The 23485-nt window shown below is 42.7% G+C and carries 16 protein-coding genes and 1 CRISPR repeat array; of the genes, 6 read left to right on the top strand and 10 right to left on the bottom strand.

The window, feature by feature from the left end:
- Positions 1-2 precede the first annotated feature (2 nt).
- Positions 3-728, top strand: coding sequence for a DUF6445 family protein (locus tag AAEY93_RS11920; protein ID WP_124011866.1), 726 nt, complete (start codon positions 3-5; stop codon positions 726-728).
- A 533-nt stretch (positions 729-1261) separates the two neighbouring features.
- On the opposite strand, the gene AAEY93_RS11925 is transcribed toward AAEY93_RS11920, so the two are convergent.
- Positions 1262-1759 carry a tRNA-uridine aminocarboxypropyltransferase gene (locus AAEY93_RS11925; protein ID WP_164839504.1) on the bottom strand — a complete coding sequence of 166 codons (498 nt, stop codon included), beginning with the start codon at positions 1757-1759 and terminating at the stop codon, positions 1262-1264.
- 380 nt (positions 1760-2139) lie between these two features.
- On the opposite strand from AAEY93_RS11925, the gene AAEY93_RS11930 reads away from it, so the two are divergent.
- On the top strand, positions 2140-2754 hold the full coding sequence (locus AAEY93_RS11930) for a LysE family translocator (RefSeq protein ID WP_351077104.1): 615 nt from the start codon (positions 2140-2142) through the stop codon (positions 2752-2754).
- Positions 2755-2763: 9 nt separating this feature from the next.
- Positions 2764-3777, top strand: coding sequence for an oxidoreductase (locus AAEY93_RS11935; protein WP_124011869.1), 1014 nt, complete (start codon positions 2764-2766; stop codon positions 3775-3777).
- A gap of 12 nt (positions 3778-3789) precedes the next feature.
- On the opposite strand, the gene AAEY93_RS11940 is transcribed toward AAEY93_RS11935, so the two are convergent.
- The 5 genes from AAEY93_RS11940 to AAEY93_RS11960 form a co-directional block, all read right to left on the bottom strand.
- Entirely contained in the window at positions 3790-4176 is a 387-nt protein-coding gene (locus AAEY93_RS11940) for a hypothetical protein (RefSeq protein WP_351077107.1), read from the bottom strand.
- Between the two features lie 59 nt (positions 4177-4235).
- On the bottom strand, positions 4236-7451 hold the full coding sequence (locus tag AAEY93_RS11945; protein WP_351077110.1) for a DEAD/DEAH box helicase: 3216 nt from the start codon (positions 7449-7451) through the stop codon (positions 4236-4238).
- Positions 7452-7694: 243 nt separating this feature from the next.
- Positions 7695-7985, bottom strand: a complete 291-nt coding sequence (locus AAEY93_RS11950) for a hypothetical protein (protein WP_124011872.1) — start codon at positions 7983-7985, stop codon at positions 7695-7697.
- Between the two features lie 146 nt (positions 7986-8131).
- Complete coding sequence (locus AAEY93_RS11955; protein ID WP_351077115.1) at positions 8132-9256, bottom strand: HupE/UreJ family protein; 1125 nt, start codon at positions 9254-9256, stop codon at positions 8132-8134.
- Between the two features lie 657 nt (positions 9257-9913).
- Positions 9914-11866 carry a monovalent cation:proton antiporter family protein gene (locus AAEY93_RS11960; RefSeq protein ID WP_351077118.1) on the bottom strand — a complete coding sequence of 651 codons (1953 nt, stop codon included), beginning with the start codon at positions 11864-11866 and terminating at the stop codon, positions 9914-9916.
- 161 nt (positions 11867-12027) lie between these two features.
- Between AAEY93_RS11960 and dgcS the strand changes: the two genes are divergently transcribed.
- A complete protein-coding gene (gene dgcS, locus AAEY93_RS11965; protein WP_351077121.1) occupies positions 12028-12909 on the top strand; it encodes a diguanylate cyclase DgcS in 882 nt (293 codons plus the stop codon).
- Positions 12910-13008: 99 nt separating this feature from the next.
- Here the strand turns inward: dgcS and AAEY93_RS11970 are convergent, their stop codons facing one another.
- Entirely contained in the window at positions 13009-14460 is a 1452-nt protein-coding gene (locus AAEY93_RS11970; RefSeq protein WP_124011876.1) for a RimK family ATP-grasp domain-containing protein, read from the bottom strand.
- 74 nt (positions 14461-14534) lie between these two features.
- On the opposite strand from AAEY93_RS11970, the gene AAEY93_RS11975 reads away from it, so the two are divergent.
- Together AAEY93_RS11975 and AAEY93_RS11980 are read left to right on the top strand one after the other, a co-directional pair.
- On the top strand, positions 14535-15626 hold the full coding sequence (locus AAEY93_RS11975) for a peptidase C39 family protein (RefSeq protein ID WP_351077125.1): 1092 nt from the start codon (positions 14535-14537) through the stop codon (positions 15624-15626).
- Positions 15627-16417: 791 nt separating this feature from the next.
- Complete coding sequence (locus AAEY93_RS11980; protein WP_101032264.1) at positions 16418-16705, top strand: hypothetical protein; 288 nt, start codon at positions 16418-16420, stop codon at positions 16703-16705.
- 362 nt (positions 16706-17067) lie between these two features.
- Here AAEY93_RS11980 and AAEY93_RS11985 read toward each other — a convergent pair whose 3' ends face one another.
- From AAEY93_RS11985 to csy3, 3 genes are all read right to left on the bottom strand, one after another.
- Positions 17068-18684, bottom strand: coding sequence for a M28 family metallopeptidase (locus tag AAEY93_RS11985; RefSeq protein ID WP_502959556.1), 1617 nt, complete (start codon positions 18682-18684; stop codon positions 17068-17070).
- Between the two features lie 221 nt (positions 18685-18905).
- A CRISPR array of direct repeats spans positions 18906-21692; the repeat unit is 28 nt; unit sequence TTTCTAAGCTGCCTGTGTGGCAGTGAAC.
- Between the two features lie 128 nt (positions 21693-21820).
- The gene (cas6f, locus tag AAEY93_RS11990; protein WP_351077132.1) at positions 21821-22459 is read right to left on the bottom strand and encodes a type I-F CRISPR-associated endoribonuclease Cas6/Csy4; all 639 of its coding nucleotides are present in this window, start codon (positions 22457-22459) and stop codon (positions 21821-21823) included.
- Between the two features lie 9 nt (positions 22460-22468).
- On the bottom strand, positions 22469-23485 hold the full coding sequence (gene csy3, locus AAEY93_RS11995; protein WP_351077135.1) for a type I-F CRISPR-associated protein Csy3: 1017 nt from the start codon (positions 23483-23485) through the stop codon (positions 22469-22471).

Below are 23485 nucleotides of genomic sequence, written 5' to 3' on the forward strand. Positions count from 1 at the left end.
GGATGTCAGCATCTGAAGCCTCAAAGCCGATCGTTGAGGTCAATAATATTGCACCACAAGTGCATTTTATTGGCCAACAACAAACGCCGGTGATAGTGATTGATAACTTTGCAGGAGACATCTCCAAGCTGGTTGATATTGCTATCAACGATAGCCAATTTAATCAAGATCAAGGCTCGTATTATCCAGGGCAACGCACATCGTTGCCAAGGCAATATGTCATCGACGTTATCAATGCGGTGTTTCAGTTGATTTATGATGTTTATCACATTCCAACTCAGTTACGTTTAAAGCCGCAACAGTGCGTCTATTCACTCATCGATACACAGCCACAAACCCTAGCACCGCTGCAATGCTTGCCCCATTTTGACACCCCAAGCCCGCATTACTTCGCCATTTTACATTATCTTAATGATGGCCCACATGGCGACACGGGGTTTTTTAAGCATAATTTGACCGATTATGAGCGGATCACCGCGGAAAACATCGACCATTATTTTACCAAAGCGCAACCTTTTCTAGATGCTAAAACACAAACAACACCCAGTTACTTTGTTGCCAGCGATGAGCATTACCGCTTGTATCATCAAATAGAATATCGCCCTAATCGCTTAGTTATTTACCCCGGCAATTTGCTTCATTCAACCTTGGTTAATCCACTCACCGACATAGATGCTAACCCCAGTTCAGGGCGACTCACCGCCAATATTTTTATTCAGTTTGCATAACCTCAGCGCAGAATAATATTTGGAATAATGTCCTGTTATCAAACAGTTCTTTATCCCGCTGGCGGCGTAGTATTGACTTGCTGTGACTCATTTTATGGTGTTTTGTGGAGCGGTTAACGCATCATCTCGCAAAATAATTTCATTTAAATGAGCGTGATATAAATCGCCATCACCATTTTGGACGTTGAAAGCTGGATGTTGAAAGCTGGATGTTGAAAGCTAAATATTGAAAGCCGGATTTTGGACGCTGGAACATAAAGTGGCAAACGGCGCGGTTACATTGTTGGCTGAGCGGCGGGATCGACTCAAGTTGATTTTTGACTCTGAGTTGCATTTGCGAAGGCGATAATGGCTAACTCTGGGCAAAGGCGATTAATGCGAGTTAACCGTTAGCGCCAACAGGACTAAATATACCCAGCGCCATTTTTATTGTTAGTGAGCGTTTTTATTATGTCGAAGTTAAACGGCACTCAATATTGCGAAGATTTACCACTGAATTTTATTTGCCATTGATTTAGGGGTTGCTCGTGCCATTAGGGATTAGCGCCAATAAATGTCATCAATAACTGACTAAGCTGATGTGCTTCAGTTAGGTTTTTCGACTCAGTCAGTATATGTATGACACATTCAGCAGTACATAATCCGCCTTCAATTTGATTGCGTCTTAACGGATATATCGACTTGGACGTGCCCACCAAGGACACTTTAGCGAGTGCTTTTAAATAAGGGCTTTGATTAAACATCTTGCGCGCTTCTTGCCATGTTGCATCAATGATGACTAAATACTCATATGACGGTTGATGTAACGGCTGATCTACCCGCGAAGGTACCTCAACATTAGCCAATGTGTCAGCACTTGGAAACACTAAGCCCACTTTACCGGCTTCTATCGCACTCAATAATGCAGCATCTGGCTGTTTACGATGCCACTCAACCACACGAACACGTTCGCCCAGCACTTTTGTTACCAACTGCCCAGTATTATTGGCTCGCAACACTTCTCGAGGATGGGTCAACAAAATGATATTCACAACAATACTTAATCCACACAATGATCTAAGCCAGAAATGTAACACACTCATGCAAAAACGATAACGATAACGATACCCAAACGACCTCGAAAGGCAGTATTGAGCATGTCGACAGGATAGATCCCTAGGAATAGAGCGCCTATAGCGGCTAGAGCGACCTTCGGTTTGCTAGGTTCTAGTGACAGCTTCGCTGCTAAGATTTTATAGCCTCTAGCCGCGCAGCGTCCTAGCATCTAGGCCTTTTGCTTCGCTTTTAGCCTATATCTTAACGTTAGATGTATACCGTCAGCACAAGGTTCCATTGTGACCTTAGCTTTAGTACCTTAAAAGCAACAATTTAGGATATAATCCCATCCCTTAACCCAAGTTGAAGTGAGTTAATGATATTCCAGCAAGTTATCGGGCTATTTTTCACCATGCTCATTTTAGCGATGGTCCCCGGTCCGGCGGTTTTTGCGGTGGTGTCGCGCTCATTCTCAAATGGGTTTACACATGGGGCTGCGATGACCTTTGGGGTGCTGCTCGGAGATTTTCTGTATATCCTGTTAGCACTGTTTGGTTTATCGGCGATTGCTCACGCTATGGGGCCAGCGTTCGAGCTGATAAAATACGCCAGTGCGCTGTATTTATGCTGGCTTGGGGTCAGCATGTTGCGCACTACAGCAAACGGCGTGCAATTAGCCGCCGCGCCGAAAGTCAATCTGGCCAAAAATTTATTAACCGGTATTATAATCGCCTTAGGCAACCCTAAAGCATTGATATTTTATGTCAGTTTTTTCCCTGCTTTTGTGCCGATGAACCAAGTAGACTTTACCGATGTCATTATCATACTAACCATTGCAGCCCTCTCTTTTGGTTCAGTTAATCTCACTTATGCTTATTTGGCATCAAGTGCAAAACAGGTATTTACCTCCCCTAAGGCGGCAACGATAATGAATCGTACTGCAGGCAGTATTATGTTGATTGCTGGCATATTGATAGCCATAAATATATAGGATGTTGCAATGACCGCGCTACGCTTTGCCCCATTGACGTTAATCAATGGATTAACCTTAAAAAACCGTGTTGTGGTGCCACCAATGGCATCGCAAACCGCAGACAATAATGGCTTGGCCACCGAGCAAACCCTAACTCATTATCAAAACCTAGCCCAATCGGGTGCTGGGCTGGTGATGGTTGAATACAGCCACGTCAATCTTGCTGGTCGCAGTGAATCGAATCAATTAGGCGCTCATGATGATGCCTGCATTGCGGGACTTAGCATCATCGCTAGCGCGTTACACCATGCAGGCGCGACAACAGGTCTACAAATTACCCATTGTGGCGGTAAAGACAGTGCAGGAATTAGCTCAGATGTGATGGGCCCTTCAGGCATTACAGTGCCAGCCTATGACCGCGTATTGCCGACACCAAGAGCAATGACACTCGATGACATAGCACAATGGCAGCAAGACTTTGTGAGTGCCGCTATTCGTGCCGATAAAGCGGGTTTTGATTTAGTCGAAATTCATTGTGCCCATGGCTACGGCATTAATCAGTGGTTATCGCCATTGACCAATCAACGTGATGATCAATATGGTGGTAGCCTTGAAAACCGAACTCGAATTTTGCTAGAAATTGTCCGCGCAATAAAACAAGCCACGCCAAGATTGGCTGTGATGACGCGGATCCCTGGTCAAGATGGCTATCCAGGTGGATTATCCCATACGGATATGGGTCAAGTCGCTCAGTGGTTAGTGGGTGCTGGGGTTGAAATTTTGAATGTATCATCGGGAATTGGTGGTTGGAATCGGCCTAAAGATAAACGTGGCGAAGGTTTTTTAGTTGACGATGCCGCGCCGCTTAAAGGCAAAACCTCAGCTGCCGTCATTGGCGTAGGCGGTATTGAAACGGTTGATTATATTGAGACCATACTCGCCACAAAACAAGTTGATCTTGTTGCCGTTGGTCGCGCTATTTTGGCCGGACCCGGTGAATTTGCCGCGCGGGTGATGGTGACCGAATTAGCCTTGAGTTAACGCGAAAGACGATTAATCTTTAATGAGATCAGCATCGACATTACTGCCGGCGACACTGTCGGCATTAATTTTAATAATCCCCTTAAAAATCAGCGGGTAGCGTCTTACTCGCAGCGCAATATTATCATCACTCATCACTTGGCGATACAAGAGTTCGATGTCGTTATCGTCTTCAAACACCAACAATAAACGATCAATTGCCGTGTGCAGACCTTTTTTCAGATATGGCTGTGCTTGAAACTGAGCAATATTGTACCTAACAATGGCTATCTTTTCAGGGTGACGCCGAAGCTCGGCAAACACTTGCTCAAAATACGTCATATGCTGAGCAGGTGTTGTGTGATTTGAGCGCCGTTGTCTTGGCGCTGATGAGCCTCGCTTAAAGTATACTGGCGGCAATAGCGTTACCTCATCAAGCCTTAAACTTATACAATTAGCATAGACTCAATAGCAGCAAACTAGCTTAATAGAGCCATTAAATCGTCGGCATTACCTTGCCATGGACCTTGAGTGCCATCGGATAAAATACTGTCAGCTAAACCTTGTTTGTGCTGCTGCATTTCCTGGATTTTTTCTTCCACTGTGCCTTGGGCAATCAGTTTATAAACAAACACCGGATTTACCTGACCAATACGATGAGCGCGATCGGTGGCTTGTCTTTCAGCAGCGGGGTTCCACCAAGGATCGAAGTGGATCACGGTATCGGCAGCGGTTAAATTCAACCCGGTTCCGCCGGCTTTTAAACTGATTAAAAACACCGTGTTATCACCCTCTTGAAACGCATCAATTTGGGTTTGGCGATCACGAGTTTGGCCGGTCAATTTGCTATAACTAATGGACAATCGTTTTAACTCATCTTCAATGAGCGCTAACATGCCGGTAAATTGACTGAAGATAAGAATTTTACGACCCTCTTCAATCATTTCTGGTAGGGTTTGTATTAACCACGTCATTTTAGCGTTATCTTTGACTTGTTGCGCTTGTTCAAGTTTAACTAAACGGGGATCGCAGCAGGCCTGACGTAACTTCAGCAAAGCATCTAAAAACTCAATATGACTGCTTGATACGCCTTTTTTGGCAAACAACTCACGCAGCTTTTTCTCCATCACTAAGCGGATAGACTCGTACAAATTACGTTGGTCTTTTTCCAGTTCCAAGGTTTGAATTATCACGGTTTTTTCGGGTAATTCTGATACCACTTCTTTTTTTGTACGGCGCAGCATAAACGGCGCAATACGTTTACTCAGAAGCACTGATTTCTCAACATCGGCTTGCTTTTCAATCGGGCCACGGAACTGTTTATTAAAGTAGGTGTGCTGCCCTAATAAGCCTGGCAGACAAAAATCCATCAATGACTTCAATTCGCCTAAATGGTTTTCAAGCGGCGTGCCTGACAAACATAAACGGAAGCGGCCTCTAAGGGTTTTAATGACTTGGCTGACTTTGGCTTGAGCATTTTTAATCTGTTGTGCTTCGTCCAAAATAATATGGTCGAACACATATTCACTGTAAATGGATTCATCACGCAGCATTAATGGATACGTAGTTACCACCACATCAAACTCGCTAATGTGATCTAATAATGGCTGGCGTTTGTTACCGTGGATCACCACCACATTCAACGACGGAGCAAATTTATTGGCTTCTTTTAACCAGTTGCCGACTAAGCTAGTGGGACAAACAATTAAACTGGTGCGATGCTCGGTGGCCTCTTGCTTAGCTTTAAGTAAAAAAGCCAAAGCTTGAACCGTTTTGCCTAAGCCCATGTCATCGGCCAAAATACCACCTAATTGATATTCTTTAAGAAAACACAACCAATCATAACCCTGCTTTTGATAATCACGTAACGTCGCATTTAAGCCATCGGGTAACGCAATCGGGATCACCCCTTTAAACTCTGCCAGTTTAGTGGCTAAATTGCGCACTCGCTCGCCATTAAGTAACCGTACATCGCTGGCCGATAAATCATTCAAAATATGGGCACGGTTACGTGGTATCGCGATAACATCGCCAGAATGACGATGAAATAGTTCTTGGATAATGCTGATCAGTGGCTTAATGGTTTTGGCTTTAATTTTAATAAATCCGCCATTCGGGCCGGGTAAAATTAATTCATCATCATCGGCTGGCTCACCATTTTGTTGCAACCAACGAGCCACTAAGGCCAATAACGGCACACTTTGACCATCGATATCGGCGCTGAGTGATAATGAAAACCACCCTGACTCATCATCGTCGACTAAGTCGACATCTAACTGCGCATCGGTGATTTGTAAGTCAAAGTCATCATCAAACTGAATCTCCATGCCTAATGCACTTAATGCATCAAAACCATCACTGGTTAACTCAGACCATTCGAAGATTGACTCAGGTAGTAAGCCAACACTGACATAATAGGGTTGCTGTGAACTGGCCAGCACAGGATCAGGTTCAAGGGTAATCAAGCCGATATCAGTTAATGACTGCAGCGCGGTTAACTCTTGATCTACATGCCGATGCACTTGATATTGCACCTGATTTTTTTTAACTAGACTAATACGTTCAGGTTTAGTTGAGGCATTAAAGATTATGTCACCGTAACAATGATCAACCCGAATAACCGGTTGCATAATCTGACTACTGCTAAAAAACTCACGAGTAAAGGTTAAGCGAGTATTCAGAGGTTCAGTAATCTCACAAAAATCAATTTCACTTGGCACTGGTACCGTTTTAGGTGAAAAGTGCTGTAGCATTTTATGGCTAATGGCATCCACTTGAGCAAGAGGAACTGGCGGCATATGTTGCAGCAAACTCAACTTTTTAATCGGTAAATCAGTGTCTATTTTGCCTAAGCGCAGATAGTCTAATTCAACATACAATGGTGGCTCGGTAGCAATAAATTCCCAGTTATCCAACCCAGGCATGCGCATTTGCATTTGGGTGTGTTTTTTATCAAGTTCGCACCAAATAAACTCTGGCGTAATGGATTTAGCCCACGTCAATGGAGTACGATTTTCTTCCCAAAAACACACTTCGGCAGCGAGCATTTTCGTGACCGCTAAAAATGAAATTTCGCCTTCGATGTAAATTTTAGAACCATGGTTATTTGACGACAACAACAAGCTAATAATTTGTTTATCTTCAGGATCAATCCACCACGGAATACTATAACGGATATCGGTCAGAGCCAGCTTACCGCCTTTATTATATTGACCTTTTTTATTTAATTTACTGCGTTTAAATTCAACAAAAATACCGTGAGGATCACTGGACAACACATAGATAATGCGGTCTTTGTCTTCTTGATCGTCATCATCAAACTCAGCAACTGTTTTTTGCTCGTCAAGTTGGCGCAGCCATTGGTTAATACGTTGCTCTTCAACCGGTTTTTTATCAACCAGTGCCAGCATCGCCGCGGCAACATGTTTACAGTTGGTTCTGACAGGACAAGTACAATGAGATCGCATCACAATCTTGTGATTAACATTCACAAGGGTAATTTCTTGCCGATACGGTTCTGCAGCAGATCCTTCAACATAAGCTTCAATGTCATGGTTATCACTGCTAGCAGTCACTTCGAGCACTCGGCCTTGGATCAAATAGTTTTGAGCTTTTTGAATTTGCGTGGCCGAAAACAGTTTCGCAATCATCTCTAATGAAAGCTTAATGGGGAGATTAAACAGTTTCGCCGACATCAATATACCTAATAAAACCGCAGCAAAATAAACCGTGGCTGCTGATAAAAAAGTTAACTTGTCATTCTATGGGAGAAAGCGCGCAATATCTAGGGTTTGCTGAACTATTGAACATAAATCTTGCTCAAATTGATTATATTATTGCAATTGCGCAGCTAAGGCTTCGCCAAAGCACAACAAAGGTTGAAAAGTGCTTTTGATACGAGATTAAACAGAAAAAAGTTTACCCTTATCAGATGAGTGTCATCCATAGGTGACTATGGTCATCACTATCATTAATAGAAAAGGCGAGAGTACAAACAAAATTTTTGAGCGAGATAATTGTTGTCTTAACTGCTCCAAAGCGGGATCTTGCAGCAACAACACGTTACCGGAATGAAAAGACTCCATCAGCTGAATTTGAGTGTCCTTGTGCACTGGGTCCATTTTGCTGCTCATTTGATCACAATGTGCATACTCTTCAGGATAGTGATGTTGAATATATTGGCAAATATTTTGGGTAATAACATTCAATTTATATACAAAAAAACTCATTATTATCAATGATAAAATAACCCAAGTAATCACAATCATTATGACGCCTCTGTTTGTACATCGTAATACGTTCAACAATCTCATTGGATCAATCACGCTAAAATAGTAGCTCCCGTTTGAAGGTGGCTATAAAAAATTCATGCCTCCTAAAAGCGTTCAACGGACCATTGTATGGCCATAATGCCGATCGCAACCGATCCAAGCTGCATGCCCCAGTTTCTATACCAGAGTGTGTGGCGAACAAAGATTAACAAGGGCAGCACCAAAGCCAAAATGGCCAACTGACCTATTTCTACGCCGACATTAAAGGCTAAAATAGCCAATAGTTTTTGATTTTCAGGCAGCCCAAGTTCACCTAATACTCCAGCAAACCCCATGCCGTGCAATAAGCCAAAAACAAACGTTATCCACCCTAAGCGCAATACTATTGGCCAAACATTATTTAGTGCCGCAAATAGCACTGATAATGCAATGCCAAGTTCAACCCAATGGCTACTAAAATTCAATATACCCAGTGCAGTTGCCGTCAATGTGACCGAATGGGCTAAGGTAAAGGCAGTGATAATCCATGCGGTGTCTTTAAATATTTGCTTTGGATTATCAATAGAATGCCATTCTCGCTGTTCACGGACCAATACGCAAGTTAACAATAACGCCAGTAAAAATAAAACATGATCCGTGCCTTTCCAGATATGAATAACGCCTTGATAAACATATTCAGCAAAGGTATCACTGGCCTGACTTTCGCCTAAGTTAATCAATATTATCGGGTTATCCTTGCTGATCACTCGAGCGTATTGATGATCGGGCGCCCCAATGGTGGTGATAACGTTATGATCGGTATCTATGTTAAAAAAAGCTTGATAATTAATGGTTAACACACCAAGGCTATCGCACTCAGCCTGAAATGATCCCAGCAGATAGTCTTCGCTAGCGTGCTGAACAATTTGTTCCATTGGGTCAAAGCTAAGCGGGCAATCTTGTTGTCGACTGATCGCTAAAGATGATTGTAAATAATCAATTATCGCCACCTGATGAGCTTGTAACTCTGCCAAAGTAAGTTCACCATCTTGATTATCATCAATAGGGACAACTTGGTTAATGTCAAACAAACGTACTTGCCAAGCACCCTTAATTTGCCCTTGCTTATCCAAGTCGACAGACAAATAACTGGTGCTCATTTGATGGGCTAAACAGCCATGACTGAGCAGCAACAATAACAATAATAAACAGCCTTTAAACATAGAAAAAAATCGGGTGAATACCTTCACTACTTTATCCTTAACTTGCTACATTGTTGACAGAGAGATTGCGACTGACTGGAACTCACTTTTTAGCATTTTTAGTGCGACTCAACAATGCCTTAGCCTGCTCTAAACGTATTCTCTTATTGACTTGACGTGCTACCTGCCAGTTTATTTTGGCCAAGTAAAGTAATTTTTTGGGCTGTACATCAACCTTTAGATACTATGTTGTCTGCTCAAATGCCAGGTGTTTTGTGCTATCACTAGGCGCAGCAACTAGCACATTGGAGCCACTTAAACAAAGTGAACGACTCATACGCCACTGAGTGTCGAACAGCGGGTGTTCTCGATGAATATGATAAAAAAACACCATTACATTGAAGTATGGTGTTTATCTCTATCGTACTGCAGGTAAAACCAATGAATAACTAACCTCAACTCGCTATAAGTGATGGGGTAAATCGACAACAATAAATTGATTCAAATCTGCAATATCAAACTTGCTATTTGTTTTGCTAACAAGGCGTATTCAGGTAGTGAGTCGCTGCATCAATAGCGGGTCTACTGTCAATCAAGCAAGTCAATGCAACACAGTTAGCAGGACCGCTAGCAGGACCGCTAGCAGGACCGCTAGCAGGACAAAGGATTGTTTGATAACCACTGATTATCCCAAGATGAGGTTAGCTATCCCTGTAGCAAATACTCTTCGGCTTTTTCGATACTGCGTGGTTTACCCACCAGCATTAAAATATCGTTACGCCTTATTATCCAATCCGGTGGTGGAGGATCGATCTCCTCCCCTTTACGCCGCACGGCACGAAGTTCAACATCCAAGGCTTGCCATGGAATATCGGCAACGGTTTTACCGACCGCACTGGCTCCAGATGCCAGCGACACTGCATGGAGTAAATCCAAGGTGAAATCGGTTTCTGTGCCAGAAAAGAAACCGTGTAAATATTGATAATGGTTACGACGCTCAGATTCTAAGCGTTTAATTATTCGCGGTAATGGTACGCCACATTTGTACAGCACCTGTGAAACCAGCATCAAACTTCCTTCAAGTGACTCTGGGATAACTTGGGTTGCACCAGCTTCTTTAAGCTCATGTAAGTTTGCATCATCACGAGTGCGCACCAATATTTTTACATCGGGAGCAAGCTTACGCGCCACCGCTAAACACTCTTCAGACTGCCTTGGCTCACAAAATGTCACCACCACTAAACTGGCTTGTCGTATGCCTATTTTTTTCAATAGTGCCATTTTGCAGGCATCACCAAAATGAATATTTTCACCTGCCGCTCTGGCTTCAGAGACCCGGGTGGGATCTAAATCAAGCACCATGTAAGGCACAGCTTCAGTTTTCAAAAAGCGGGCAATCGTTTGTCCTACGCGGCCATAACCTAAAATCAGTACCACATCACTTTCATCAGAATGAGGCAATACAATCTCTATCGGGTCTTGTTTAGATGGCTGCTTATTACCGCTGACCTTTTTGGCAATATCAACGCTATGGCGGATCAGCCAAGGTGCCATCGACATAGAAATCACCGCCACGGCCACTAACACAGTGCTCACTTCAGTGTCGAGCAATTGATAATTTACCGCCAATGCCAGTAGCACAAAACTAAACTCACCTACTTGACCTAAACTAATGGCGGTACTAAGGGCAATTTTAACATTTTCACCCACTAGCCTTAGTAGTCCATAGATAATCAATATTTTGCTCAACACCACACCGACCAAAATCAATATCACTTGCCACCAATATTGCATCACCAGATTGAAATCCAGCAGCATGCCGATAGAGATAAAAAATAAACCCATTAATAAATCACGAAATGGCCTAATGTCGGCTTCTAACTGGCGTCGATATTGGCTTTCGCCAAGTAACATACCTGCAATAAACGCCCCTAATGCCATCGATAATCCAAGCCATTGCGTAAAAGCACCTGTCACCAAGGCCACAACTAAGGTTGATAACACAAATAACTCATTTGAGCGTGAACGTGCCACTTCGTCAAAAATTCGTGGCAATATCCATTTACCGAATGACATCAAGCCTAAAAAGGCCAAAATACCGGTGAGCAATCCCCATGCGATACTATTGAAGCTCATTTGGGTACCGCCATTGGCTAATAACGGCATTAAAATCAATAGTGGCACCACAGCTAAGTCTTGAAATAACAACACACTGACTGAAAGTTCACCGTGCCTGCGCCTTAACCAGTTTTGTTCATTAAGCAACTTCAACACAATGGCCGTTGACGACAAGGCAATGGCAGAGCCAATGACTACCGCTGCCACTAAGTTTTGCCCAACTAACATGGCAATACCGCCCGCAACAAAAGCCGTTACCAGCATTTGGGTGCTACCCAAACCAAAAACCGTTCGGCGCATCGCCCACAACCTGGGGACAGAAAACTCCAGTCCAAGGGTGAACATGAGTAGCACTACGCCTAACTCTGCTACGGACTGCATTTGTAACTGAGTAAACCAATGAAAACCACTGGGACCACTGACCACTCCGGTTAGCAAATAAGCTAAAATGGCGGGTAAACCCAGTCGACGTAACAATGCAATCGCCACAATCGCAATCACAAGCATCGACAAAATATGGATAAAAATGCTGTGTTCCATTCTGGCTTTGGCTCCTCGTCAAAAAACTGTCGAAAGGGGGTTGAACATTTTGTTAGCCCTACAATAAAACAACAACCAACTAATAACTATAGAAAAATTTTCATAGGCACGATTATTGCTAACAATACGGTAATTAGTTGTAACGTACTGGAAGAAATACAATGGATTTTTCAATAGCAGCAGAATTATATCCTGATGATTACTGGTACCGTTCAGACGCTTACTTGAATATAGAGCCTGAGTTAGACCTTGTTCAAGTGATTCAACAACTACATGGAAGTTTAGATCCTCGGACAGTTTTTGCCTGTTTTGGCAAGATCCTAGGACAATATTTGCCGGTTAAAGGACTGCAGTTGATCCTAGATAAACAGAAATTTGTTTGGGGACGTCACTACGGTATTGAATTGAAACGTACTATCAACGATAACCAAGATACCTTTACTATAGCGTATCAATTGTCTGCGCCACTGAGTTCGTCGCAAAAGAAAACCTTGGGACAACTAGAGAGTATATTAATTCAACCGTTGAATAATGCGTTGAAGTATCAAAGCATGTCTAATCAAGCCATGTTTGACGCACTAACAGACCTAGGTAATCGTTATTATTATCGCCAAGCTATCGACATCGCATTAGCACGAGCTAATCGCCAACAAGGTAAAGTGTCATTAATTGTATTAGATTTAGATAAATTTAAACAACTTAACGATGCATATGGCCATAAAGTGGGTGACTACGTATTAGTGGGTTTTGCTGCGTTAATTAATCAAGCCATTCGTAATACTGACCAAGCCTTTAGAATTGGCGGTGACGAATTTGTAATTATTACCCAAGGGGATGTTAATGCGGCGGCAATAGTATGCCAACGTATTATTGATATGATGCCGAGACATTCTGAGCTCACCGAATATAACATTCAGTGCAGTTTAGGCATTGCGGAGTCGTTACCGCAGCAACATGCAGAAAATATATATGAGCGCGCCGATAAAGCAATGTATTGCGCAAAAGCCGCTGGCAGAAACTGCTTCCGAATTAGCGCTAATTAGCGCTAATTAGCGCTACCTTATCCCCACGCCATACTGACAACTAATTGCCGAAAAAAAAGCCCTTCTTTAGGGGCTTCTTGGTTGATCACTTTATCTTAATTACATCCCTCGAAGCTGAATACGCCTTAAAAATTCCGTCATCACCCGATCGTAAACTAAATCACCTAAAAACAAATCCTCTACCCCATGATCAATACTGGGATTGTCGTTCACTTCAATCACATAAGCTTTACCGTCAATTTCTTTTAAATCGACGCCATACAATCCCGCACCAATTAAATTAGACGCTTTGACTGCGGCATCGACAATATTTTGCGGCACCATTTTTAAATCGATACAGTCAAAATCACCACTGCTGACACGGCCACTCTGGTGATGTTGATATATCTGCCAATGACCGCGGCTCATAAAATAACGACAGGCGTAAATAGGTTGACGATTTAACACCCCAATCCGCCAATCATAATCGGTTGGCATAAACGCTTGCGCTAAAATTAGCGCACTGTGCTCAAAGATTATCGCTGCTTGTTCAAGCAAGGTTTCACGGTCGTTAACTTTAACCACCCCGAGCGAAAATGCGCCATCGGGTACTTTAAGCACAATAGGCAATCCTATGGTGCTAATGACATTTTCTGCCCAGTTTTTATCTGATGCTTTAAAGATTAAACTTTTGGGTACAGGCACTTTATGTTTGTTTAATAGCTCAGTTAAAAACACCTTATTAGTACACTTCATAATGGATTCAGGATCGTCCATTACCACTAGCCCCAGCTGCTCTGCCGCCTTAGCAAACCGGTATGTAAAATTACTGATATTAGTGGTTGAACGGATAAATAAGCCATCAAACTCGCTTAGCCGAGCGAGATCATGAGAACTAATTTGGACTAAATCCATACCAATACGATTAGCCGACTTAGTAAAGAGTTTCAGTGCCGCTTTATCTGATGGCGGCATTTTCTCATGTTCATCCACCAACATGGCAATTTCATAACGATAGCGCTTTGACGGTTTCGGTAAACGCCACACTTTTTGTGAAAACACTTCGAGGTACTTAGCAAATAAATCTTGTTCTGGCTCGGTTAAATCTTGAAATGCAGCAGGCTCAATCGCATCCACTTGCCATTTACCCGCCATTTTTAATAAACGTACTTGTAATACGGGAACGGTAAAACGTTCAAAAATTTTACGGGCAAGCTTATCAAGTGACGGATTATCGCAATAACCAAAATACAGCTTCATGGTGATTTCGTTCAGCGTATCTGACAGTTTATCTAAACCGACTTGCGGTAAACTAAAAAAACGGTCCTGAGATAAATCATTAATGGTCATTACCCTAGGGATCACTCTGTGACCGCGAGCTTCAGCCATTAGCGAGCAGTAATAGCCCGTGCTTAAATAATCATAACTGCGGCACAAGTTAATCACTTGCATGGCACTCTTATCTGAAAATGCCCCCATTTCTAAATAATCATGAACCGTGACCATATTGTCACTGGGTAAATAGGGACGCCAATCATTAACATCGTCGGTGACAATTAAAAACTGAGCCATAAATATCTATTGCCTCTTGTGCGGTTTAGCGCGAAAATTAACCCACTATCATGTTTGCCAACTCGAGCCGACTCATGCTGCTTCGTCAAGCTATCCCCAGCGATTTACCTCAACTTAACCATATCGAACACAATGCTTTTAGCGGCGATAAAATCAGTTCTCGGCAGATGAAACGCTTTGTTAATTCGCCACTAGACAGCTTATTAGTGGCCGACATAGACGGCACACTTGCAGGCTATGCACTCGTGTTGTTTCATCGTGGCACGCGACTAGCTCGACTTTATTCTATTGCCGTTACTGCCGAGTTTAGAGGCCGCAACATTGCCTTTGAGCTGGTCACACAATGTGAACACACTGTCATCGAGCGAGGCTTCATTACATTACGCCTAGAAGTGCGAAACGACAATATAGCGGCCAAAAATCTTTATCTGAAAATGGGCTATAAGGTGCTAAAAACCTTAGTGCATTATTATGACGGCTTAGCTGATGGTGTGCGCATGCACAAACGCTTAGACCCACCAGGGCCAAGCAAAGTTATCAAAATTCCTTTGTACGTACAAACCACGCCATTTACTTGTGGCGCGGCTTGTTTAATGATGGCCATGAGTGCCGTAAAGCCACAATATAATCCAAGTCGAGTTGATGAGCTGAGCATCTGGCGCGAAGCCACCACTATTTTTATGACCAGCGGTCATGGCGGTTGCAGTGTTCATGGTTTAGCCTTAGCGGCCATTAAACGCGGATTACAGATTGAGATGTACAGCCAATCAACGTCGGTGCCGTTTATTGATAGTGTTCGTGACAGTAATAAAAAAGCCGTTATCACCATTGTGCATGACGACTTTTGTCAGCAATTGTCAGAGCAAGACATTGAAATACATGACGCATCGCCGACACTGGCACAACTTCGCCACTGGATAGACAGCGGCTATGGGGTGTTATTAATGATAAGTACTTATCGATTCAATGGTGAAAAAGGCCCCCACTGGGTGGTATTGAGCGGCTATAACGAGCAGTTTATGTTTATCCATGACCCGTTTGTTGAAGCGCAAAAAGACGCCATTAATGCGGCTTATGTACCGATTAGTCAATCTGAGCTGGCGCAGGTGATGCAGTATGGCAAGCAGAAACAAGTGTCGTGTTTAGTGGTTAAGTCCGCATCCTAGCGCGGTGATTTATAGCCTGCGGCCACTAACGGCATGGCACTTCGCCCACACCAGACCAAGAGGAAACTAGCGCCTGTTCCCTCTTTACTCTTGATAAAAAAATTAGCCACGATAAGTCGCCCGGCTACATTTTTCAAAGCCATATTCACAATCATAGCGAAAAGGTCGCCATGGGGATTAATCCAGCATTTGACTGCAAATTTAGACGGCTTTGGCTTATCTTATTATAAAGCCTGAAAGTCTTAGAGCATACGGGGGCATGAAATGTTGTAAAATGAGCGGTAAATACCATTTATCGAGATTATCCAAACCAACTAATCGTGAATGTATTGATAATATTTAAGATAGCTTTGACTTGCCACAACAGATAAAATGCAAATACATTAAAAAATAATACAATTAAATCAATAACATAATTAGTTAATGACAATGTTAACAATAACTTAAGTGGTCGACTTTATCGGGCTTAGTTCAATAATCTGATAAACTAAGCCGTGGCGTATAGCCAAAATTCAATAGAATTTACCCCTCATTGGATCCGCTAGACTCAAAGATGTATGATAGCAATATATGATGAAAAGGAATTTCAATGAAAAACCGACCCACTACACGATATCTATTGATCCAAATCTGTTCTGTAGCCCAGATCCAGCATCAAAAAACGCCAGTTTCCCATTGCATAAGCCATAAAGCAGACCCATTAATTTAGACTAGGCGTCGGTCAAGTCCAACAAGCGATTTGTGCCTTGCAAACAGCACAAATACTACAACGTTATACCTAAGGATAATTTGTGAATAATAATCAATTTTCTGACAGTTGTTACCTTTGTCATTCGGATTCAAATTACATGAAAACGGACCATGAAAACAAACGGCATTATTTATGCTCAAATGAAAACTGTGGTGAGTATGAAATCTCGTTAAGTGCGATGGAAAACTTAATTGATAATAATGATTTTAAATCTCAATTATTACCATTAGCTAAAAGGTGTAAAGGTACAGACCGTTTATTAGAAATCACCGTACGTGGTTCAGCTATAGAAGCAAAAACCAAATCGAGAGCTGAGGATGTCATATAGGGGGAGTTATTATTCAGGATAAGTGGGGGCTGATCAGTGGGGGCAGTGTAAACTGTATTTTTCGCCCTTCATCTGACAGCAAAAAAACCTCATTTTCGCCATATTGACAGAAAATAACGACATTTCCCCCTGCTGTTACTGACCGCGTTAGTAACGACCAGATTGGCATGCTTTGGCTAATGCAAATCGTCATTTAAAGCGCTTTAGAGCTAACACCTTGGAGTCCAAAGACAAGAGATAAAATGCGCTAAATTTATTGTCCTATAGCATCATTAACTGACGCTTTGGACTGTTCAAATAATAGATTTAATGGCTCAAAAAAGGAGGCTTTCGCCTCCTCTTTTTATCAAATAATATTGCGACTATTTACCGTCTTGAGCGCGACGTTTTTTAAAGTCTGACTCTTCGAGCCATTTTGGCCAGTCATTGTTATTGGCTAGCTGTGCAATAATATCACTTATTAAGGCTAAGTCTTGCTCAACCCCACCCAGATCCCAATTGGCATCATAGTCGTCTGCAGCTTGATGGTATTTATGGGCAATATAATCTGGATCGGTATCGCCTAAACTCATAAACATCAACCCAGGCACACCTTGCTGAGCTAAGGCGAAGTGATCTGAACGGAACATCAAGCCATTTTGCGGCCGAGGATCGGCTTTAACCGTGCGACCTTGTGCTTTGGCAGCATTATCTAGATAGGTTTCTAACTGCGATACGCCTTGGCCATAACGCAAAATATAATCCACGCCTTTATCGACATTCATGCCATCAATGTTTAAAAACGCCACTAATTGCTTAGTTGGCACCGGCGGATTGGCAGCAAAGTATTGCGCGCCAATAAGACCGGTTTCTTCGGCGGTAAACGCAGCAAATAAAATAGATCGTTTTGGCGCTTTGCTTTGCTCTTTAAAATGACGAGCAAGTTGTAACACGCCTGCGACACCAGAGGCATTGTCGACCGCACCGTTATAAATGCGAGTCTGGCCATCTTGAACTGTTTTACCCAAGTGATCCCAATGCGCATGCATCACCAACCATTCATCGGCTTGGCTGGTGCCAGGTAATAGCCCCGCTACGTTATAGGATGTGGCTAATTCGATAGTATTTTTTACCGCTAAATTAGCGTTAAGCTTGAGCGGAATAGACTTAAATCCAGCGTTGGCTGCAGTCAGTTTTAGCTTATCAAAATCAAGCCCCGCAGCGTTAAACACTTTTTGGGCGACATTATGTTGAACCCAACCCATCACGCCAATATGTGATTGATTTTTATTATTATCGACTAATGTGAACTTGGTATTGGTATTGCTGTTTTCGACCACATTCCAACCGTAAGCGGCGGGTGCAGTTTCGTGGACAATAAATACCGCTTTAGCCCCCTGCCTTGCCGCTTCTTCGTATTTGTAAGTCCAACGACCATAATAGGTCATGGCATTACCTTTAAAAATGTCAGGATCTTGCGTAGCAAAACCAGGATCATTCACTAGCACAATGACGGTTTTGCCTTTTACATCAATGTTAGCGTAATCATTCCACTGATATTCAGGGGCATTAATGCCGTAACCAACAAACACCACGTCGCTATTATCTAACGCAACTTGAGGCAAAACTTGCTCAGTGCGCGCGGTGAAATCAGTGCCATTATTAAAAACCAAATCGCCAATGTTAAACTGCATGGTTTGGTCAGCAGTAATTTTTGCCATCGGCACAGCTTGACGGTAACTGTCACCAAAGCCCGGCTTAAGACCCATGGCCTTGTATGCATGCTCTACATACTCCACCGTCAACTTCTCACCATGTGACAAGGGCCCACGACCTTCAAATTTATCGCTGGCGAGGGTTTGCACATCTTGACGATAGGTTTTTTGATCAAATTGAAATGGCGCAGCATTCACGCTTGGCAACAAAAAAACACCAAACACGGCCAATAAACGAAAAGTATTCACGGACAACGTCCCCTGTTGAGTATTGAGAAAAATCATTGTAGCAGCAAAAAAGCACTCGCTGCGTGATAAAAAGCGAACGCTTCGCGGCTAGGATCGCTTCGCTGCTAGAGCGGACTGCGTCCTGCTAGGACGCTTCGCGGCTATAAAGATTCACCGAACTAGCCCATACCTGTTTGTGAGCTTTATCTTGTCGCGCACTATTAAGCTGCCTGTGCGACAGTGGACACAACCTGCAAGGCCAAGGCTTTACCACAAAACTTCTAAGCTGCCTGTGTGGCAGTGAACGCAAGTCGGTGAAGTTCAAGACTCGGTCTTGTTTTCTAAGCTGCCTGTGTGGCAGTGAACTACTGGGTAAAGCAGTTAAGCGCTTCTTTGTTTTTCTAAGCTGCCTGTGTGGCAGTGAACCTTGGCTCAGTACCCAAGCCACCACCTTGAATTTTCTAAGCTGCCTGTGTGGCAGTGAACCCGCGTAGGTCCGGACTTAGTCACTGGGTTATTTCTAAGCTGCCTGTGTGGCAGTGAACATTTTACCTACAATAATGCCAATGTCATTGACTTTCTAAGCTGCCTGTGTGGCAGTGAACAAACAGTTATGAATACCGCATTAGTTTGGGAATTTCTAAGCTGCCTGTGTGGCAGTGAACACGTTTCATGGTTTTAAGGGCAGTTAGTCGCATTTCTAAGCTGCCTGTGTGGCAGTGAACTAAACTGGTCTATCGGTTTGCGTTTTTGGAATTTTCTAAGCTGCCTGTGTGGCAGTGAACATAAACGCGATGCAGGGCTTATGGCGCTGTTTTTTCTAAGCTGCCTGTGTGGCAGTGAACACGGAAATAATTAGTTTTTTTAGTGCGCCAGTTTTCTAAGCTGCCTGTGTGGCAGTGAACCACAAGATATGGTTGCACGTTTACATGCCATTTTTCTAAGCTGCCTGTGTGGCAGTGAACTATCATGTAGGCGGCTTCGGTCGCCTTTTTTTTTTCTAAGCTGCCTGTGTGGCAGTGAACCCAGTGGCTGACATGGAGGAAGCCTTTGGGCTTTTCTAAGCTGCCTGTGTGGCAGTGAACTAAACACAGTACCATCCTGACTTGTCGCTTGATTTCTAAGCTGCCTGTGTGGCAGTGAACATTGCAAAAATTGCGGGTGCGACCGTCGAAGCTTTCTAAGCTGCCTGTGTGGCAGTGAACAGTGCTAATGGCTATTACACTAGATGCAAACTTTTCTAAGCTGCCTGTGTGGCAGTGAACAAAAAACTGGCGGCTTTGGTCAGTTGTAAAATTTTCTAAGCTGCCTGTGTGGCAGTGAACTCAGGGATCAATATTGATTTATGATTATCAATTTTCTAAGCTGCCTGTGTGGCAGTGAACGACAGCCTTAGCACGTTCTAAACGAAGTGATGTTTCTAAGCTGCCTGTGTGGCAGTGAACACCAAATAGCCATCACAGATCACGCCAAACCCTTTCTAAGCTGCCTGTGTGGCAGTGAACAAATTGACTACACGGCACATTTTCATCAGATGTTTCTAAGCTGCCTGTGTGGCAGTGAACTAAATGCAGTACCATCCTGACTTGTCGCTTGATTTCTAAGCTGCCTGTGTGGCAGTGAACATGCAAAGTCGCAAATTCAAATGCTTGTCACTTTTCTAAGCTGCCTGTGTGGCAGTGAACCCGAATTTTCAGGATTTTTATTTTCGACAGTCTTTCTAAGCTGCCTGTGTGGCAGTGAACGCACCAACGTTGCAGCACCTATCGCCGCCGCTTTTCTAAGCTGCCTGTGTGGCAGTGAACTTGACACGTTGCTGTCGATTTTAAACGGTAGTTTTCTAAGCTGCCTGTGTGGCAGTGAACCGGGCAATTTAACTTCGCCGTTTTCATCTGTTTTTCTAAGCTGCCTGTGTGGCAGTGAACATAAATGCGGAATGGAACCCGGAATTGTCGCCTTTCTAAGCTGCCTGTGTGGCAGTGAACATATTGATATTTTACACGCGGTAATTAAATCATTTCTAAGCTGCCTGTGTGGCAGTGAACGTTGATTGTGGAATTTGCAGTTTTAAAAATGCTTTCTAAGCTGCCTGTGTGGCAGTGAACTAATGCCTCGACTTCTTTAATAAAATTCGATTTTTCTAAGCTGCCTGTGTGGCAGTGAACGGACGCCGACATATCAGGGTAAAAGTCCCAAGTTTCTAAGCTGCCTGTGTGGCAGTGAACATTTACGTATCGAATTGTGCCTATCGCTGGATTTTCTAAGCTGCCTGTGTGGCAGTGAACCTGGTGACTGGTGCGGAAGGTACATTTCAAACTTTCTAAGCTGCCTGTGTGGCAGTGAACACATTTAATCAATCTGCTAACTGTTTTGGTGATTTCTAAGCTGCCTGTGTGGCAGTGAACTTATGAAAACCTGTCTCGGTGACGTTTAACCCTTTCTAAGCTGCCTGTGTGGCAGTGAACAAACTCGCGACGTATGGCCAGCTTATTTTGATTTTCTAAGCTGCCTGTGTGGCAGTGAACCCGTACGACGTGCCACCTGGATGATTAATGTCTTTCTAAGCTGCCTGTGTGGCAGTGAACGAGTTTTAAAATTTGCACCAAATAATTTAATCTTTCTAAGCTGCCTGTGTGGCAGTGAACTCAATATTTACGATGTGCCAGGTGTCAGCGATTTTCTAAGCTGCCTGTGTGGCAGTGAACTTCTCAATCACAGTGTAAAACTGACACTTCTTTTTCTAAGCTGCCTGTGTGGCAGTGAACGTACTATGTCACATGCGACAGACCCTTATGCGTTTCTAAGCTGCCTGTGTGGCAGTGAACGTTTAACGACTTGATATTGGTCATCGTAAAAATTTCTAAGCTGCCTGTGTGGCAGTGAACTGGTTAATTTTAGTCAAATTGGGACTATAGTTTTTCTAAGCTGCCTGTGTGGCAGTGAACACCTCTGGTAGATACTAGCGTGTTATTAAGAATTTCTAAGCTGCCTGTGTGGCAGTGAACACATATTTTTGAACAATTGTTTTCTAATGTGGTTTCTAAGCTGCCTGTGTGGCAGTGAACAGTAGAATATCACGCAAAAAATAAGTTACAACAGGCTGTTAAGGTAAAATATAAACTTTTACCTAATTTTTACCGCTGGTTGTAACTTATTGTTTTAGTTTCTAATTTTTAAAGAGCAAAAATAAAGGTTAAAACTGAGGGATACTGACCAGTTTTTCTTCATTATTATGATTTTCACTTAAACCGTAACAATTCAACACGCCAGTTTGCTGAGCTAAAAGTCCTACCTTTTTGATAAACAGTGGAAATTTACGACTATCCAATAAATTACGCTGCTTAGTTTCTTGGCTTTCTAACCAAATAAAAGGTAATGAGTTAACTGCTTTGGGTTTACTTTTTTCAAGCTCAGCTAAACAAGTGTCAATTGGTTGTCCTGATTTTTCAGCCCAACGCTTAGCCTTACTCAACATGTCTTTTTCTATTCGAGCTTCGCCTTTTACATGCTGCCTAACAAAAGCCGTATATGTCACTTCAGCAGGGACTGGCTTAATCGACTTTATATGAACATAATCTTCCAAACGGTTTAACCACTTTGCAATATTTAGCTTAGTTAATTGCGACTCTTCATTGGCAAGTAACCTTAATTGGTTGCCTAACAGAAATGCGTGCTCACCATAACGCGGAAAACTTACGGCGATAGCTGATTCATTTCCCCCCACTTTGTTATCAACCAAGGCAATATGTACTTGTTGGTAAACCTTTTGCCAAATAAAACCAAGAGTAATGTCGGCTTCTGGCAATAAGGTTATATCGAGATAATATTTCATTTTCTTTCCTTAGCTTTCGCCTTCACCAAACACACCTCCACGAATTAACATGGCGACAACAAAGTCCTGTTCGTCTTTTTTGAGAGTTTCACTATCATCTGAATTTAACCATTTTAACAATAAATTTTTGAAGTCGTTTTTTGTCGAACGATACGCAACACCTCGCTGTGTGACCGAGCCATAGGCTTCGATAGCAATAGGATTTTGTGTTTCGTTAAAACTAGGGTACCAATCATCAATAGTACGCAATGCATTGCCAATTTTTTCACAATGCATTGCAGCCACATCCTTACCGTTAACTTTTAATGAGAATAGATGACGACTTTTTTCATCTTTTTTCAAAATCATTTCTTGCGATGGCCAAATTCGCTGTCCATTACCAAGCTTTGAATATGCTTGAATAGACAATAAAACAGGTGTGTCACTTTCAAACCCTGATTTAATCAATTCCGTCAATTTGACTAATTCAGCATTTTCTGAGGTCGTATTCTTTAATGAATAATCATAGGCATCAAATATTAATGGTTCATTCAAGCTTGTGTGGTTCACTACAATTTTTATCTCTTGTGCACCAACACGGTTACGCCATAAAAAACGACCATTCGCAATATTATATGCATAACGACTAGACAGATTACCCATATTAGATTGAACATAGACGTGTATTTTTTCTTTATATGCAGCTTCAAAGTCTACATCGTTACATGCAGACGGGCGGCTTAAACCGCTTACAACACGTAAAGTAAAACTTAATTTTAATGTGTCGTGTTCATGACTCAATGCAGCATCATCTCCCCAAGCAAGGTTAGGCTTTGCCATCATTTTTTGTAATTCATTTTCATCATCAAGAACTTCTTGTGAAAAGTTACTATGAACAGCCCTGTTACGGCGGTCAAAAAGTTCAATTTCTTGCCACGAATTATCAGACGCTATACTTTCCCAGTTCCCTGAATACATTAAGGCATCAGAAGGCTCTAATTTACGATCAAAAGCGATCACTGCAGGCATTTTTGTAAAAATAGTCAT

The organism is Shewanella sp. CAL98-MNA-CIBAN-0140 (genome assembly GCF_040309905.1).
In the GTDB taxonomy this organism is placed as follows: Bacteria; Pseudomonadota; Gammaproteobacteria; order Enterobacterales; family Shewanellaceae; genus Shewanella; species Shewanella psychromarinicola.

Coding starts and splice junctions, on each gene's coding strand:
- AAEY93_RS11920 (WP_124011866.1), top strand. CDS start 3: ATGTCAGCATCTGAAGCCTCAAAGCCGATCGTTGAGGTCAATAATATT.
- AAEY93_RS11930 (WP_351077104.1), top strand. CDS start 2,140: ATGATATTCCAGCAAGTTATCGGGCTATTTTTCACCATGCTCATTTTA.
- AAEY93_RS11935 (WP_124011869.1), top strand. CDS start 2,764: ATGACCGCGCTACGCTTTGCCCCATTGACGTTAATCAATGGATTAACC.
- AAEY93_RS11945 (WP_351077110.1), bottom strand. CDS start 7,451: ATGTCGGCGAAACTGTTTAATCTCCCCATTAAGCTTTCATTAGAGATG.
- AAEY93_RS11950 (WP_124011872.1), bottom strand. CDS start 7,985: ATGAGTTTTTTTGTATATAAATTGAATGTTATTACCCAAAATATTTGC.
- AAEY93_RS11960 (WP_351077118.1), bottom strand. CDS start 11,866: ATGGAACACAGCATTTTTATCCATATTTTGTCGATGCTTGTGATTGCG.
- dgcS (WP_351077121.1), top strand. CDS start 12,028: ATGGATTTTTCAATAGCAGCAGAATTATATCCTGATGATTACTGGTAC.
- AAEY93_RS11970 (WP_124011876.1), bottom strand. CDS start 14,460: ATGGCTCAGTTTTTAATTGTCACCGACGATGTTAATGATTGGCGTCCC.
- AAEY93_RS11975 (WP_351077125.1), top strand. CDS start 14,535: ATGCTGCTTCGTCAAGCTATCCCCAGCGATTTACCTCAACTTAACCAT.
- AAEY93_RS11985 (WP_502959556.1), bottom strand. CDS start 18,684: ATGATTTTTCTCAATACTCAACAGGGGACGTTGTCCGTGAATACTTTT.
- cas6f (WP_351077132.1), bottom strand. CDS start 22,459: ATGAAATATTATCTCGATATAACCTTATTGCCAGAAGCCGACATTACT.
- csy3 (WP_351077135.1), bottom strand. CDS start 23,485: ATGACTATTTTTACAAAAATGCCTGCAGTGATCGCTTTTGATCGTAAA.